The 14,151-nt window shown below is 72.6% G+C and carries 10 protein-coding genes; 4 read left to right on the top strand and 6 right to left on the bottom strand.

From position 1 onward, the window contains the following. The first annotated feature begins 20 nt into the window (after positions 1-20). On the top strand, positions 21-764 hold the full coding sequence (locus AC3ANN_RS12680; protein ID WP_488337757.1) for a formylglycine-generating enzyme family protein: 744 nt from the start codon (positions 21-23) through the stop codon (positions 762-764). Between the two features lie 304 nt (positions 765-1,068). Here AC3ANN_RS12680 and AC3ANN_RS12675 read toward each other — a convergent pair whose 3' ends face one another. Continuing rightward, positions 1,069-2,556, bottom strand: coding sequence for an NCS2 family permease (locus AC3ANN_RS12675; protein ID WP_488337756.1), 1,488 nt, complete (start codon positions 2,554-2,556; stop codon positions 1,069-1,071). Between the two features lie 136 nt (positions 2,557-2,692). On the opposite strand from AC3ANN_RS12675, the gene AC3ANN_RS12670 reads away from it, so the two are divergent. From AC3ANN_RS12670 to purH, 3 genes are all read left to right on the top strand, one after another. Beyond that, positions 2,693-4,306 carry a cell division protein PerM gene (locus AC3ANN_RS12670; RefSeq protein ID WP_488337755.1) on the top strand — a complete coding sequence of 538 codons (1,614 nt, stop codon included), beginning with the start codon at positions 2,693-2,695 and terminating at the stop codon, positions 4,304-4,306. 83 nt (positions 4,307-4,389) lie between these two features. Then, entirely contained in the window at positions 4,390-4,992 is a 603-nt protein-coding gene (gene purN / locus AC3ANN_RS12665; RefSeq protein ID WP_488337754.1) for a phosphoribosylglycinamide formyltransferase, read from the top strand. A 31-nt stretch (positions 4,993-5,023) separates the two neighbouring features. Further along, positions 5,024-6,628, top strand: coding sequence for a bifunctional phosphoribosylaminoimidazolecarboxamide formyltransferase/IMP cyclohydrolase (gene purH / locus AC3ANN_RS12660; RefSeq protein WP_488337753.1), 1,605 nt, complete (start codon positions 5,024-5,026; stop codon positions 6,626-6,628). A 45-nt stretch (positions 6,629-6,673) separates the two neighbouring features. On the opposite strand, the gene AC3ANN_RS12655 is transcribed toward purH, so the two are convergent. The 5 genes from AC3ANN_RS12655 to AC3ANN_RS12635 are packed head-to-tail and all read right to left on the bottom strand — an operon-like array spanning position 6,674 to position 14,121. Then, positions 6,674-7,423, bottom strand: coding sequence for a hypothetical protein (locus AC3ANN_RS12655; RefSeq protein WP_488337752.1), 750 nt, complete (start codon positions 7,421-7,423; stop codon positions 6,674-6,676). Then, the gene (locus tag AC3ANN_RS12650) at positions 7,420-8,019 is read right to left on the bottom strand and encodes a hypothetical protein (RefSeq protein WP_488337751.1); all 600 of its coding nucleotides are present in this window, start codon (positions 8,017-8,019) and stop codon (positions 7,420-7,422) included. Before AC3ANN_RS12650 ends, AC3ANN_RS12655 begins: the two co-directional genes overlap by 4 nt. A 9-nt stretch (positions 8,020-8,028) precedes the next feature. After that, the gene (locus tag AC3ANN_RS12645) at positions 8,029-8,664 is read right to left on the bottom strand and encodes a double zinc ribbon and FHA domain-containing protein (RefSeq protein WP_488337750.1); all 636 of its coding nucleotides are present in this window, start codon (positions 8,662-8,664) and stop codon (positions 8,029-8,031) included. A gap of 8 nt (positions 8,665-8,672) precedes the next feature. Beyond that, positions 8,673-13,001: a type VII secretion EssC family protein gene (locus tag AC3ANN_RS12640; RefSeq protein ID WP_488337749.1), complete on the bottom strand. Its 4,329-nt coding sequence runs from the start codon at positions 12,999-13,001 to the stop codon at positions 8,673-8,675. Between the two features lie 28 nt (positions 13,002-13,029). Beyond that, positions 13,030-14,121 (bottom strand): Ig-like domain-containing protein, encoded by a 1,092-nt coding sequence (locus tag AC3ANN_RS12635; protein ID WP_488337748.1) that lies wholly within the window; start codon positions 14,119-14,121, stop codon positions 13,030-13,032. Between the last annotated feature and the right edge of the window lie 30 nt (positions 14,122-14,151).

The raw sequence follows: 14,151 nt of genomic DNA, 5'->3' as shown, positions 1-14,151 counted from the left end.
GACCTGCCATACTTCCCCGGGTGACCGATATCGAGCTGAAGCGCATCGACGGCGGAGTCGTCGCCCTGCACGACGCGCGGCGCAAGGCGACCTGGACCGTCGAACTCCAGCCCTTCGAGATCGGCGTGTACGCGGTGACGCAGGAGCAGCTCGCCGAGCTGCTGGGGGAGCCGGCCCGGCACCCGCGTCGGCCGGCGACGGACGTGACCTGGCTGCGCGCCATCCGGTTCTGCAACGCCGCGTCGGAGTGGGAGGGCCTCGACCCCGCGTACACGTTCGAGGGCGAGGACGTCACGTGGCACGTCGATGCCGACGGCTATCGGCTGCCCACCGAGGCGGAGTGGGAGCACGCGTGCCGTGCGGGGTCGACGGGGCCGCACTACGGGCCTCTCGCCGAGATCGCATGGACGAGCGCGGACGGCGTCGGCTCGCCGCAGGACGTGGGTGGCAGGCTCCCGAACCTCAACGGGCTCTTCGACACCCTCGGAAACGCCTGGGAGTGGTGCTGGGATCTGCTCGACCCCGCGCGCTACGGCGACTATCGCGTGTTCCGCGGCGGCGGGTTCGCCGACGACGCCTGGAGCGTGCGGGCCTCGGTGCGCCGGGGCGGAGGTCCGCGCATGCATCATGACGACGTCGGATTCCGCGTGGCCCGCGGCGGGTTCGATACGGTCGACGCCGCGCAGGGTTGGTCGCGCAGGGCCGACGAGGAGCGCGCCGCCCACGACGGTCCGACGCCGCCCGGCTGGACGCCGCTGCGCTGAGCGAGAGCGCGCGTCGAGCGCGCGCGTCGGGTGTCACGACACGCGGCATCGCGGCGCTGATCCCGCGTGTTGTGCCACTTGAAGCGCGGGTGCTTGGAAGTCGGGGCCGTTGGGGTGTCACGACACGCGGCATCGCGGCGCTGATCCCGCGTGTTGTGCCACTTGAAGCGCGGGTGCTTCGAAGTCGGGGCCGTTGGGGTGTCGCGACACGCGGCGTCGCGGCGCTGATCCCGCGTGTTGTGCCACCTGAACGGGCGGGCGGGACGGATGCCGCGAGCCGCGGCATCCGCCACCCTCTCGAAGCTCAGCCGGCGAGCAGGGCCTCGATGGGTCCGCGCGCGAAGTAGAGCACGAAACCGGCCGCGACGATCCACAGCAGCGGGCTGATCTCACGGGCCTTGCCCGACAGCGACCGCACCACGACCCACGCGACGAAGCCCGCGCCGATGCCGTTCGCGATCGAGTACGTGAGCGGCATCACGGTGATCGCGAGGAACACCGGCAGCAGGATCGAGAAGTCCGAGAAGTCGATGTACTTGATCTGCGACATCATCAGGGCGCCGACGATGACCAGGGCCGCGGCCGCCACCTCGCTCGGCACGATCGACACGAGCGGCGTGAAGAACATCGCGATGAGGAACATCGCGCCGGTGACGACGTTGGCGAAGCCGGTCCGCGCCCCTTCGCCGATGCCGGAGCCCGACTCGATGAACACGGTGTTCGACGAGCTCGACGTGAGACCACCGGCCACCGCGCCGACGCCCTCGACGATCAGCGCCGACTTGATGCGCGGGAAATCGCCCTTCGCGTCGGCGAGGCCCGCTTCCTTCGAGAGGCCCGTCATGGTTCCCATCGCGTCGAAGAAGTTCGTGAACACGAGAGTGAAGACGAGCATGAGCGCCGCGAGGATGCCGATCCGCTCGAACGCGCCGAACGAGATCTGGCCGACGAGCGACAGGTCGGGAACGCTCACGAGAGACGACGGAAGCTCGGGCACCGACAGCCCCCAGCCGCCGGGATTGAACTCGTCGCCGGCGAACTTCGGTCCCAGGTTCCAGATCGCCTCGACGACCACCGCGACGACGGTGCCAGAGACCAGGCCGATGAGGATGCCGCCCTTGACCTTGCGCGCGACCAGGATGCCGGTGAGCAGGAGCGTGAAGACGAAGATGAGCGTCGGAACGGTCGCGACCGAGCCGTTCACGCCGAGTCCCACCGGCGGCGACGACGTGTCGGTCGCGGTCACGAAGCCGGCGTCGACGAAGCCGATGAAGGCGATGAACAGGCCGATGCCGACGGTGATCGCGAGCTTCAGCTGGATCGGGACGGCGTCGAAGATCATGCGCCGCAGACCCGTCGCCGCGAGCAGCACGATGATGAGGCCGTTGATGACGACGAGGCCCATCGCCTCCGGCCACGTCACCTGACCGACGACGGCGACCGCGAGGAACGAGTTGATGCCCAGGCCCGCCGCGAACGCGAACGGCAGGCGCGTCACGAGACCGAAGAGCACCGTCATCACGCCCGCAGTGAGCGCCGTGGCCGCCGCGACCTGCGTGAAGCCGAGGCTGTTGCCGTCGACGTCGACCCCGCCCGACAGGATGATCGGATTCAGGATGACGATGTACGCCATCGTCACGAACGTCACGACACCGCCGCGCACTTCGGTGCCGACCGTCGAACCGCGCCGTGTGATCTCGAAGAACCGGTCGAAGCCGTTCTTCGGCTGAGCGTTCTCGTTCGGCTCGGCGGCGTCGGGGGTTTCGGGCGTGGTGGACGGGGCTGTGCTCATGTGGGGACCTCCGACGACGACGTTAGTCGCATCGCGGCCCACCTGGGAATTCGCTGAACGGAAGCCTCGCGCCTTCGCGGCGGGCGGGCGAGGCGGCCGGGGGAGCGCGGTCGGGCGAAGTAGGGTCGATGAGGCCATGCACCGCCTCATCGTCGCCTTCCTCGCAGCCGTCGACGCCGCCATCGCGGTCGCCGTCGGCCTCGCCGCGACCCTCGCGCCGCTGACGCTCCTGTGGGTGTTCGGGCTCGGCGGCACCGCCGACTGGGGCGTCCTGTGGCCCGCGGGCGTCGCGGTGTGGCAGCTCGGCAATCTCGTGCCGCTCGAGGTGGCGCTCCCGGCGGACTACCTCGCCGCGGCGGGCATCGACGCGGCCGCGGCATCCTTCACCCTCTCGCTGGCGCCGCTCGCGTTCGCGGCGTTCACGGCGATCTTCGCCGCGCGCTCCGGCGTGCGCGCCTCGCGCGCGGACGCGTGGATCACCGGCGTCGTGACCGGGACGGTGGTGTTCGCGGCGCTCACCGCGGGTGCGGCGCTGACGTCCCGGAACGACATCGTCGCACCGGTGCTGTGGCAGGCCATCCTGTTCCCGATCCTCGTCTTCGCGCTCCCGGCGCTCGTCGCCGCGGCGGTCACGGAGTGGCGCGAAGCGGGCGGAGGCGTGATCGCGGGCGTGCGGGACCGCGTCGAAGCCGCCCGGAACGGCTGGGCCGAGGTTCCGGCGCTCGTCGCGCGCGGCGCGGCGGTCGTCGTTGTAGGCCTCGTGGGAGTCGGCGCCGCGGTCGCGGCCGTCGCCGTGTTCGCCCGTGCCGGCCAGATCGTGGCGCTGTACCAGGCGGGCAACGTGGACGTGATCGGAGCCGTCGTGCTCACGTTGGCGCAGCTGGCGTATGCGCCGACGCTCGCGGTATGGGGCGGGGCCTTCGCCGCCGGCCCCGGATTCCTGGTCGGCGAGGGAGCATCGGTGTCGCCCGCGGCCACGCAGGTCGGCGTCATCCCGGGCATTCCGGCGCTGGGCGCGGTCCCGGAGTCCACGACGCCGTGGCTGCTGCTGCTGGCGCTCGCGCCGGTCGCGCTCGGGGCCTTCGCGGGCTGGATCGCGCGCTCGCGGGTGGTCGGCGTGCGCTCGTCGCGACGCGATGACGGCGGCCGGATGCCGCGGCCCGCGGCTCGCGACGAGTCGGGCCGGCTCGACTCGTCGCACACCGCCGCCCTCGAAGGGCTGCTCGCGGGTTCGGGACCGGGATCCACGGCGACGGCGGTCGCAGGGGAGGATGACGCGGTCTCGCCCGCCCACGACCCCGTGGCGCCGCGGCTCGTGATCGCAGTGGGGATCGCCGTGGTCTCGGCGGCCGGCGCGGCCCTACTCGCGGTCGTCGCTTCGGGAGCTCTCGGACCCGGACGCCTGGCGGCGGTCGGTCCGGAGCCCGGACCGGTGGCGTTGGCCGTCGGAGCCGAGGTGCTGCTCGGGGCCGCGATCCTGCTGATGTCGCCGCGCTCTCGGCGCGCACACGCGGAGGAGGAGCTCCGACGCGGCCGATCCGTGACCGGCGCCGGATCGACCGACGGCGCCACCACGCGCAGCGCGACGACCGGAGCATCGGTGACCGACCACGAGCCGGCACGCGCGGAAGCGGGCGAAGACCGCGCGCCGTGGCTTCCGGAGCCGTCCGCCTCGCCGCGGGACGAGCCGCCGATCACGGCCGCGAGCGAGGCCCGCACGGAGCCGATCGACCTTCCAAGGCTCGACTGAGCGCTGCGCCGACACCGCCCGGCGACCGAGTTCGCGCGCTCGGCGCGAGGGATGGTCCCGCTCGAGATCAGTAAGCTGAGTGGGTGCTCACGGTCGCCGTTCTCATCTCGGGCACAGGGTCGAACCTGCGCGCCCTGCTCGAGGCGGCGTCCGACCCTGGATTCCCGGCACGCATCGTCGTCGTCGGCGCCGATCGCGAGGCGGAGGGCTTCGCCCACGCCGAGGAGTTCGGCATCCCGACCTTCATGGTCCCCTTCGCGCAGTTCGACAGTCGCGAGGAGTGGGGCGCCGAGCTCGGCGCGCAGCTGAGCGTCTGGCGGCCCGACCTCGTCGTGCTGAGCGGGCTGATGCGGCTGCTGCCCGCGAATCTCGTCGACGAGTGGTCGCCGCGGATCGTCAACACGCACCCGGCGTACCTGCCCGAGTTCCCGGGTGCGCACGGCGTGCGCGACGCGCTCGCCGCCGGCGTCGCGCAGACCGGTGCGAGCGTCATCATCGTCGACAACGGCGTGGACTCGGGGCCGATCCTCGCGCAGGAGCGCGTGCCGGTGCTTCCGGGCGACGACGAGCACACCCTCCACGAACGCATCAAGCCCGTCGAGCGCCGTCTGCTGATCGACGTGGTGCGCCGGGTCGCGACCGGCGAGCTCGACCTCGCCGAGGTCGCCGCCCCCGCGACCCCCTGACCGTCACCCATCCCACCCGAGGAGATCCGCCATGGCCGGCCCGAGCCACGACCCCGCCCTGTACCGTCCCCGCGACGTCGTGCCCATCCGCCGTGCCCTGGTGTCGGTCAGCGACAAGACCGACCTCCTCCGCCTCGCCGAGGCTCTCACGGCGGCGGGCGTCGAGATCGTGTCGACGGGCGGGTCGGCGAGCATGCTGCGCGACGCCGGGTACGAGGTCACCGACGTCGCGAGCGTGACCGGGTTCCCCGAGTCGCTCGACGGCCGCGTGAAGACCCTGCACCCGAGCGTGCACGCCGGGCTCCTGGCCGACCTCCGCCTCGCCGACCACGAGCGCCAGCTCAGCGAGCTCGACATCGCTCCGTTCGAGCTCGTGGTGGTGAACCTGTACCCGTTCGTCGAGACCGTGCGCTCGGGGGCCGAGGGCGACGACGTCGTCGAGCAGATCGACATCGGCGGGCCCGCCATGGTGCGGGCGTCCGCGAAGAACTACGCCAACGTCGCGATCGTGGTGTCGCCGTCGTCCTACCCCGCCGTCATCGAGGCGCTCGAGAACGGTGGCACGAGCCTCGTCCAGCGGCGCGAGCTCGCGGCGCGCGCATTCGCGCACACCGCCGAGTACGACCGTGCGGTGGCGACGTGGTTCTCGGAGGGCACGCTCACCGAGGAGGACCTTCCGGCGCACCTCACGATCAAGGCGGAGCGCCTCGCGACCCTCCGCTACGGCGAGAACTCGCACCAGCGCGCCGCGATCTACACCCGCAGCGGCGGCCACGGCATCGCCCAGGCGACCCAGCTGCAGGGCAAGGAGATGTCGTACAACAACTACGTCGACGCCGACGCGGCGCTGCGGGCTGCGTTCGACATGGTCAAGCCCGCTGTCGCGATCATCAAGCACGCCAACCCCTGCGGCATCGCCGTCACCGCGCCGAACGCCCTCGACCCGATCGCCAGCGCGCACCTGCGCGCGCACGAGTGCGACCCGGTGTCGGCGTACGGAGGAGTCATCGCCGCGAACGGCACCGTGACGCTGAAGATGGCCGAGAACCTCAAGGACATCTTCACCGAGGTGATCGTCGCGCCCGACTTCGAGCCCGCCGCGCTCGAGGTGTTCAAGGCCAAGAAGAACCTGCGCCTCCTGCAGCTTCCCGCCGACTGGCAGCAGGAGCGCATGGACGTGCGCCTGGTGTCGGGCGGGCTGCTGCTGCAGGATGCCGACCGGTTCCCCGACGACATCGAATCGGTCGCGCGCGACTGGCAGCTCGTGTCGGGCGAGCGTCCGGCCGACGAGGACATGACGAACCTCATCTTCGCGTGGAAGGCGTGCCGCGCCGTCAAGTCGAACGCCATCGTGCTCGCGAAGAACTCCGCCACCGTCGGCATCGGCATGGGCCAGGTCAACCGCGTCGACTCATGCCGGCTCGCGGTCGAGCGCGCCGGAGACCGCGCCGCAGGCTCGGTCGCGGCATCCGACGCGTTCTTCCCGTTCGCCGACGGACCGCAGATCCTGATCGACGCGGGCATCCGGGCGATCATCCAGCCCGGCGGCTCCGTGCGCGACGACGAGGTGATCGCGGCGGCCACGGAGGCAGGCGTCACGATGTTCTTCACCGGCGAGCGCCACTTCTTCCACTGATCCGGCTGCCCCGGGCAGCCGAGCAGGTCGTCGCAGCGGCCAGGCTCAGTCGGTGCGGGAGGCCTCGTTCGCCCGGATCGTCGTGACGTCGTCGGCGGTGGCGGCCCAGGCCCCGGCGTAGTCGAACTCGCCCGACGCGAGACGCACGGGGACGTCGGCGGGCAGTGCGCGGCGGAAGGCGGCGAGGGCCTGCGACAGCTCCTCGGTGCCGAACTGGGAGCCGAAGGCCACCTCGATCCGGCCGGGGGCGAGTCCCGAGGGCAGCGCGCGGAAGCGGCGGACGCGTGAGGCCGGATCGTGGATGACGGCGGTGTCGGCGATGCCGATGGTGATGTCCGCGGTGTCGACGCCGGCGCGGAGCATGAGGCGCCCCGGCAGGCCGAAGACGCTGCGCCCGGCGCGCCGCCGGAGTTCGGCGGCGCGGTCGATCGCCCACACGCCGCTGACGGCGGCCCAGGGGATCCGCGTGTCGCCGGCGACGGTGACCTCGGTCGGGGCGATGGTGAGCATGCTGCCGTCCGCGGCGACGAGCCGGTCGGCCTTGGCCGCCACGCGCAGCACGCGCACGGCGAGGAGCGCGGCGAGGATCAGCAGCACCATCGCGGCGCCGGTCAGGGTCAGGCGCGTCCCCGCCCCGGGCGGGAAGACGACCAGGCCCGCAACGGCCAGCAGCGCGAGCACCGCGGCGACCAGGTACACCGTGCGGCGCGCGCGCCGCGCATCGGCTCGGCGCTCCGGCGACACGACGAAGCGCACGAGGGCGCCCGGGTCGGCCGGGTCGTCGCCGAGGGTCATGCACGCCCCGCGCGGAAGATCTGCTGGTAGGCGTCGAAGTCGTCACCGGCGAACTCCACGAAGTCCCAGCCGGGCCCCCGGTGCGAGAACTCGAAGACGCCGACGTACGCGACGCGGTCCTCGTCGGCCGACCATCCCTCGATGACGAGGTTCCCGCGGTCGGTCCCCTCCTTCATCGTCCCGATGACGTGCGGGTCGCGCGTGCTGAGCTGCTCGTGGAACACCGCGCCCGCGCCGACGGGGGACGCGAACACGGCGCGGTACGTGCGGCGCACCGGCGTGCCCGTCGCACGACGCGCGTACCGCCGCGAGAAGAAGAAGAACGAGCCGAAGGCCATCAGCGCGAGGATCGGGAGCGCGACGGCGCCGATGAGGACGCCGAAGTTCGAGCCGATGCGCTGGTTGATCGTCACCGCGGAGTCCTGCAGCTCCGTGAACTCCGCACCGATCGCAGCCGAGTTCACGAGCAGCAGCACCCAGCCGAGGAGGAGGGCCGCCGCGATCGCGACTCCCGTCCACACGAGCGGCGCGCTCCGGCGCGTCACGATGTCGGGATGAGCGCGGAGGCGGTCGGGAATGCCGGGGGCTTTGGCCATCCCTCGAGCCTACCGAGCCACGCTCAGGGCGACGTCCGCGTAGATGTCGCCGAACCAGAGCCGGTCGCCGTGCGCCAGGCGTCGCGGTTCGCTCGTCAGCGCGCGGCGGACTCCGGCTCGTTCCAGCTGGCTGCCGTTCGCCGATCCCGCGTCGTACACGTACGCGCCGTCGGTTGCGAGGTCGATCATGGCGTGGGCCCGCGACATCGAGCGGGTCTGGTCGTCGACCGCGACCGGCTGGCGTCCGGAGTTGCGCGCGACGTCGTCGGGGTTGCGGCCGATCACCGCGGCCCCGCGCACGCGGGCGGTGTCGCCGGTGCTGAACACCAGGACGACGGGCCGGTCGCCGTCGGCGAGACTCAGCTCGGGCAGGGCGGGCGCGGCGGCCGCGGACCGGCGTCGCCGGACCGGGGGCGGTGCGGATGCCTCGACCGAGGCGGGGATTGCGAATCCGTTTCCGCTGCCGATGCTCGGAGCAGCGGCGGCCGCAGCCGGCATCAGGAGCGGGGGAGGATCCCACAGGGTCGAACGAGCGGGGGCCGTCTTCGGCGCCGCGATCGCCGCGACCTGGCCGCACTCCAGGCAGTACAGCGAGTTCGGACGCGTGTTCGCGCCGCAGTAGGGGCACGCGGCCCGGCTGAGCACGGCATCCATCATTGCCTCACATCCGCGGCGCGGACGGGGATCCAGGCCCCGTCGACGAACGCCACTCCGATTCCGCCCGACCGGCCGCCGAGCATCGACTTGGGGATCTGCGCCCCGAACAGCGTCGTTCCCGCCATCGGGTTCGAGGGGGAGAGCACCACACCGGCGCGGTGCCGCTTCGCCGCCGCGAGCGCGCCGCCGAAGAGGCCCGACGCGGCCTCGGTCTCGACCGCCACGGCGATCGAGACGCGCGGGGCGACGCCGGTGATCCCGAACTCGACGGGGGACTGCTTCATGAGGTCGGCGTCGTCCACGACCAGCGTGACCGGGTGCTGCCCGTCCGAGGCGGCGACGGCGTCGACGGTCGCGGTGAAGGTCGCGGCATCCGTCGCCGTATCCGAGACGATCGGCACGCCTTGGCCGCGCGCGACCTCGGTGAGCACGGACTCGCGCGGTGCGACCACGACGGCGCGGCGCCCCGCCGCGTGCAGCTGGTGCAGCAGCGAGGCGAGCACGGTGGAGCGCCCGCTGCCGCGTCCGCCCGCGACCACGAAGCCGCTCTGGTCGCGCCACGCGGTCGTGAAGCGGGCGAGGTCGTCGCCGCCGACGGCGTACACCAGGCCGTCCTCGGGCAGACCCGCGTAGGTGGGGAGCTCGACGGCCGAGCGCAGCCCGATGTAGCTCGGCAGCGGGTCGACGCGGAACGGCGTGGGCAGGTGGGCCAGCTGCGGGAAGCGGCTGTAGTGGTCGCGCGACTGCTCGACCATCGCACGCAGCGATGCCGCCTGCCCCTCGCCGCTCGTGTCGCGACCGAGCACGGCGAGCTGCGCTTCGTGGATGTCGGCGCCGAACAGGGCGCGTCCGGCGGTCATGTGGGCCGGCAGCTCCCGCACCATCACCCCCGCGGCCCGGTAGTCGTTGGGGTCGCGCATCGGCAGCAGGTAGACGGTGTCGATCGCGCTCGCGATCTTGTCGCCCGTGAACGTGCGGTCGGCGCTCATGACCAGACGGATGCCGGCGGCCGGTCCCTCCCGCAGGATCCGCATGATCTGCTCGCGGAAGCCGAGCAGCTGATCGGCGCCGAGGGTGGCCACCAGGCGCTCCCACCCGTCGATCGCCACGATCGCGAAGGGAAGGGCCTGGCGCGGGTCGACCTTGCGGCGCTGCTCGACGATGGAGCCGACGCCCGCGGCCGACAGTGCGGCCTGCCGCCTCTCGAGGTCCTCGAGCAGACGGTTGAGGAGACGCGGCAGCCGCTCGCCGTCCATCTGGGTGATGACGGCGCCGGTGTGCGGGGCGTCGGCGAGGGGGAGCAGCGCGCCGTTGCCGTAGTCGACGACGTACAGGTGCAGGTCGGCGGGCGTGTAGCGGATGATCGCCTGCGCGAGGGTCGTGCGCAGGGCGGTCGTGCGGCCGGAGCGCGCCCCGCCGATGAACAGCAGGTGCCCGTCCTTCTCGGGGTTCCACAGCAGCGGACGCTGGGTCTGCAGCGACGGCAGGTCCTGCAGGCCCAGGACGAGGTCGCCCTGTTCGATGGGCTCGGACGCGAAGCGGTCGATGGTGAGCACCGGGGGCAGCGGCAGGAGCCACGGCGACGGGTTGCGCTCGATCCCGCCGGCCCGGGCCGCGTCGACCGCGAGATTCACCAGCGCCCGCAGATCGGTGTCGTCGTGGTCGAGCGGCGAGGAGTCGACGCGCTTGCGCGGGAACGACGGCGGGTTCCCGACGCCGTCCCACGTGATCTCGGCCACCGGCGGCGCGCTGCGGCTGCCGCGCTGGACGCCACGGCGGTGACCCGCGACGCGGGCCGTCTGGAACGCCGTCGGAATGCCGCCGGAACTCGACCGCAGGAACCCGCGGCCGGGGAGCGACGGTGGGATGAGCGCGGCATCTGCGGTGCCGAGGACGTCGGTCGAGTCCGACTTGTCGGTGACGCGCAACGCCACGCGCATGTTGATGTTCGACTGCATCTCGGGGGTCACCACGCCGGACGGGCGCTGCGTCGCGAGCACGAGATGCACGCCCAGCGAGCGGCCGACGCGCGCGATCCGCACGATGCCGTTGATGAACTCCGGAAGCTCTGTCTTCAGCTCGGCGAACTCGTCGATGACGATGATGAGCCGCGCCAGGCGGTTGCGCGAGGCGGCGTCGGCATCGCGTGCCCACGCGGCATCGAGGTCCTTCGCGCCCATGTCGCCGAGCACGCGCTCGCGGCGCTTGAGCTCGGCGTCGAGACTCACGAGCGCCCGCTCGGTCTCACGTGCATCGAGGTTGGTCACCATGCCGACCGTGTGCGGCAGGCGCTCGCAATCGGCGAACGCCGATCCGCCCTTGTAGTCGATGAGCACGAAGTTGACGGCGTCCGGGCGGTTCGCCAGTGCGAGCGACACGACGAGCGTCTGCAGGAACTCGGACTTGCCCGAGCCTGTCGTGCCCGCCACGAGCGCGTGGGGGCCGTCGGCGGCGATGTCGACCGCGAATTCGCTCTCGGCCGTCGCGCCGATCGTGACGAACGAGCGGCGGGGCTGGTTCGTCCAGCGCTGGAGCAGCTCGCCCGGCGCGTCGAGGTCGGTGCCCGTCACATCGACGAAGCGCACCGACGTGGGCAGCATCCCCTCGTCGCCGGCGCCCGACACGTGTTCGATCGAGCAGAGGGAGCGCGCGATCTCGGTGGCGTCGTCGAGTGCGAGGCCATCGACCAGCACGTGCGGCACGAAGGATGCCGCGGACTCGAGTCGCGCCATGGAGGGATCGGCGTCGTCGAGCACGAGCACGCTCGTGCACTCCTCGGGCAGGCGCGTGCGATCGGTGTCGAGCGCGATGACGTGGACGCCGACGGCGCGGCCGGCTTCGAGGATGTCGACCATGCCCGGGAGACGGCGGACGTCGCGCGCGCCGTCGACGAGCAGCACGATCTGGCTCGGCGGCGGCGCGTTGAGGCGACGGCGGTGCTCGACGAGCGTCGAGAGCTCGCGGATGCGGTCGCGCCGCGTGTCGTCGGTGTTGCCGATGAGCGAGATCGGGCCGGTCGCGGGGTCGTTGTGGGGCAGCCACTGCGTCCAGCCCCACTCGGATTCCGTCTCGTCGCCGCACACGACCACCAGCTGCAGGTCGCGCGGGGAACGGAGGGTCGCGATCGACGCGAGGAGGGCTCGTGCGACCGAGCGCGCCGCCGCGCCCTCTCCGGCGATGCCGACCGGCCCCGCCGCGAGATCGACCGTGATCGGGGCGGGCGACACGCCGACGCGGTGCGCCTCGTCGCTGCGCTCGCCGCCCTGCAGCTGGGCGTTCAGCGGCACCTCACCCGCGCCCACGCGGAACGTGAGCGCGTCGGGATCGCTCATCCGCCGCTCCCACAGCCGCGCGAGCGGACGCACGGCGATGTCGCGGATCCGCAGCGGGTCCGGGTTGTCGTGCCACCCCTCCACGCGCTGCAGACGCACGAGCTCGGCGATGCGGCGCTTGGCCGTCTTCACCTCCTCGATCCACTGCGACTCCGTGCGCTCGCCCTTGCGCTGCGCGAGACGACGGTTCACGAAGTACGAGCCGAGCACCATGACCGGCGACGCGGCGGCCATGAGCAGCATGATCGGCCGGTTGAACACCGAGGCCATCGTGATGCCGAGGATCACCGGGATGACGGCCGACAGCCACGGCAGCGGCGACTTGTCGCTGTCGTCGGGCTTCGAGCCGGGCAGCGTCACGGTGGGCGCCGCCGCGCTCGGGCGGATGCGCGACGGGCGATTGAACGCGCGCATGCCCTTGGGATCGGGGGAGATGTCGGCATCCGGACCGGGCTCCAGTCCGATCCGCAGCAGGCTCGAGCCGATCTGCACGATGTCGATCGGGGCGATCTCGACGGGCTCCGTGATCACCTCGCCGTTGACGAGCACTTCGGTGCCGTGCGCGGCCTCCAGCCGCGCGAGCAGCGGCTGCGGCCGCCCGGGCGCGCTGGCCCCGCCGAGGTGGAAGGTCAGACGCGCGTGAGCGGAGGCGACATGCGGATCCGCCATCGCGAGCGTCGCCTCGGGTCCCGAGCCGATGACGTGATCCGCGCCGTCGGCGAGATCGTACGAGCGTCCCGCGAACGGTCCTCCCACCACCTCCAGGCGAGGGCTGCCGGCGGGGCGGTCGGCGCGACGGCGAGGCGGCACGACCATGCCGCTGAACACACCGGCGCTCGACAGCGGGGCGACGCGAGAGAGCTCGCGCGACTGTCCCGAGAGCGCCGCCGGGTCGACCTGCAGCGCGGTCGCCAGCTGGTCGACGGTGGTGTCGTCGTCGACCGGCACCAGCACCGAACGCTCGGCACCTGGTGTCTGGACGGTCAATCGCACGAGGCCTCCTCAGGGCGGTGGGGCAGGGTCATCGGGCGCCGAGCCCGTCCATCAGTCGGGTGAAGCCGGTCGTCGCGCCGGCCTGTTCCTCGGCGGTCTCGGCGCCGCGCGGCAGCGCCACGTCGAGTCGAGCGGATGCCTCTCCCGCCGCGGGCGCGAGGGCCGCGGCATCCGTCGTCCCGAGTGTCACACTCGCGAGCGCCTGGCGTCCGCTCGCGGTCGCCAGGCGAACCGAGAATTGATCGCTCGTCGCGCCGGCGGCGGGCGTGTACGTCACCGCGGCGTCGGGATTGCATGTGACGGTGCCGGCGAACGCGCTTCCGCAGCCGACCACCCGCGGCTCGTCGTCCGTCCCGACGGCGAAGGCCAGGTCGGCGATCTCGATCGTCGTCGCCTCCATCGGCCGGAGCAGATGAAGGCCGACGAGTGCGTCGGGGGTGGACTCGACGATGTGGACGGTGACGAGGAAGATGTTGGACGAGTCGCCGATGTCGTCGGTCACCCGCACGCCGATCTCGGCCGGTCCCCGCGCGTCGGGCGCCGCCGCGAATGTCAGATGCGCACCCGTGACGCGGGCGGAGCCGGCGGAGGCCGGGTCGACCCCGGTCACCTCGATGCGCGCTGTGCCGGGCGTGCACCGGCCGCACGTCAGGCCGAGATCGGACAGCGGGATGACCAGACGTGCTCCGGCGGGAACGGGGATAGCGACGTCGGTGTCGGGCGCGTCCGGCGGTTCGGGCGCGGCGAGCCGGATGATGTAGTCGATCGTGAGCGACGCGGCGTCGCTGGTCAGCGGAACCGCCACCCGCACGGGTTCGAGTTCGGGGTCGAATCCGGGCGAGAGGACGGTGAACCCGTCCGGCGCGCACGCGGTCACGAGGGGCGTCGCCGCGCGGAGGGCGCCGCAGTCCGCGAACGACCAGCCCGGAGCGGGCTTCACGTCCAGCGGGCCCTCGAACGGCACCTCGACGACGGTCGGGCCGATCACCGCCGCGCCCGGCGACGGGGGAGCCGGGGAGGGGTCGGGAGCAGCTCCTGCGGCGGATGGAGCGCCCAGCGCCCCCACGGCACCGGTGAGGAGAAGGGCGGCGAGCAGGGCGGCGCGCGTCGTATCTCGCAACGGTCCCCCTCGCCGATGTCGTCGTCCCGG

Source organism: Microbacterium sp. STRO-2N, assembly GCF_057747775.1.
Note: the sequence above shows the minus strand (reverse complement) of the source record. Positions and strands in the feature narration are given on the sequence as shown.

Bases quoted from the DNA above. Each gene is read 5' to 3' on its own strand.
- AC3ANN_RS12675 (WP_488337756.1), bottom strand. From the start codon at position 2,556: ATGAGCACAGCCCCGTCCACCACGCCCGAAACCCCCGACGCCGCCGAG.
- AC3ANN_RS12670 (WP_488337755.1), top strand. From the start codon at position 2,693: ATGCACCGCCTCATCGTCGCCTTCCTCGCAGCCGTCGACGCCGCCATC.
- purH (WP_488337753.1), top strand. From the start codon at position 5,024: ATGGCCGGCCCGAGCCACGACCCCGCCCTGTACCGTCCCCGCGACGTC.
- AC3ANN_RS12655 (WP_488337752.1), bottom strand. From the start codon at position 7,423: ATGACCCTCGGCGACGACCCGGCCGACCCGGGCGCCCTCGTGCGCTTC.
- AC3ANN_RS12650 (WP_488337751.1), bottom strand. From the start codon at position 8,019: ATGGCCAAAGCCCCCGGCATTCCCGACCGCCTCCGCGCTCATCCCGAC.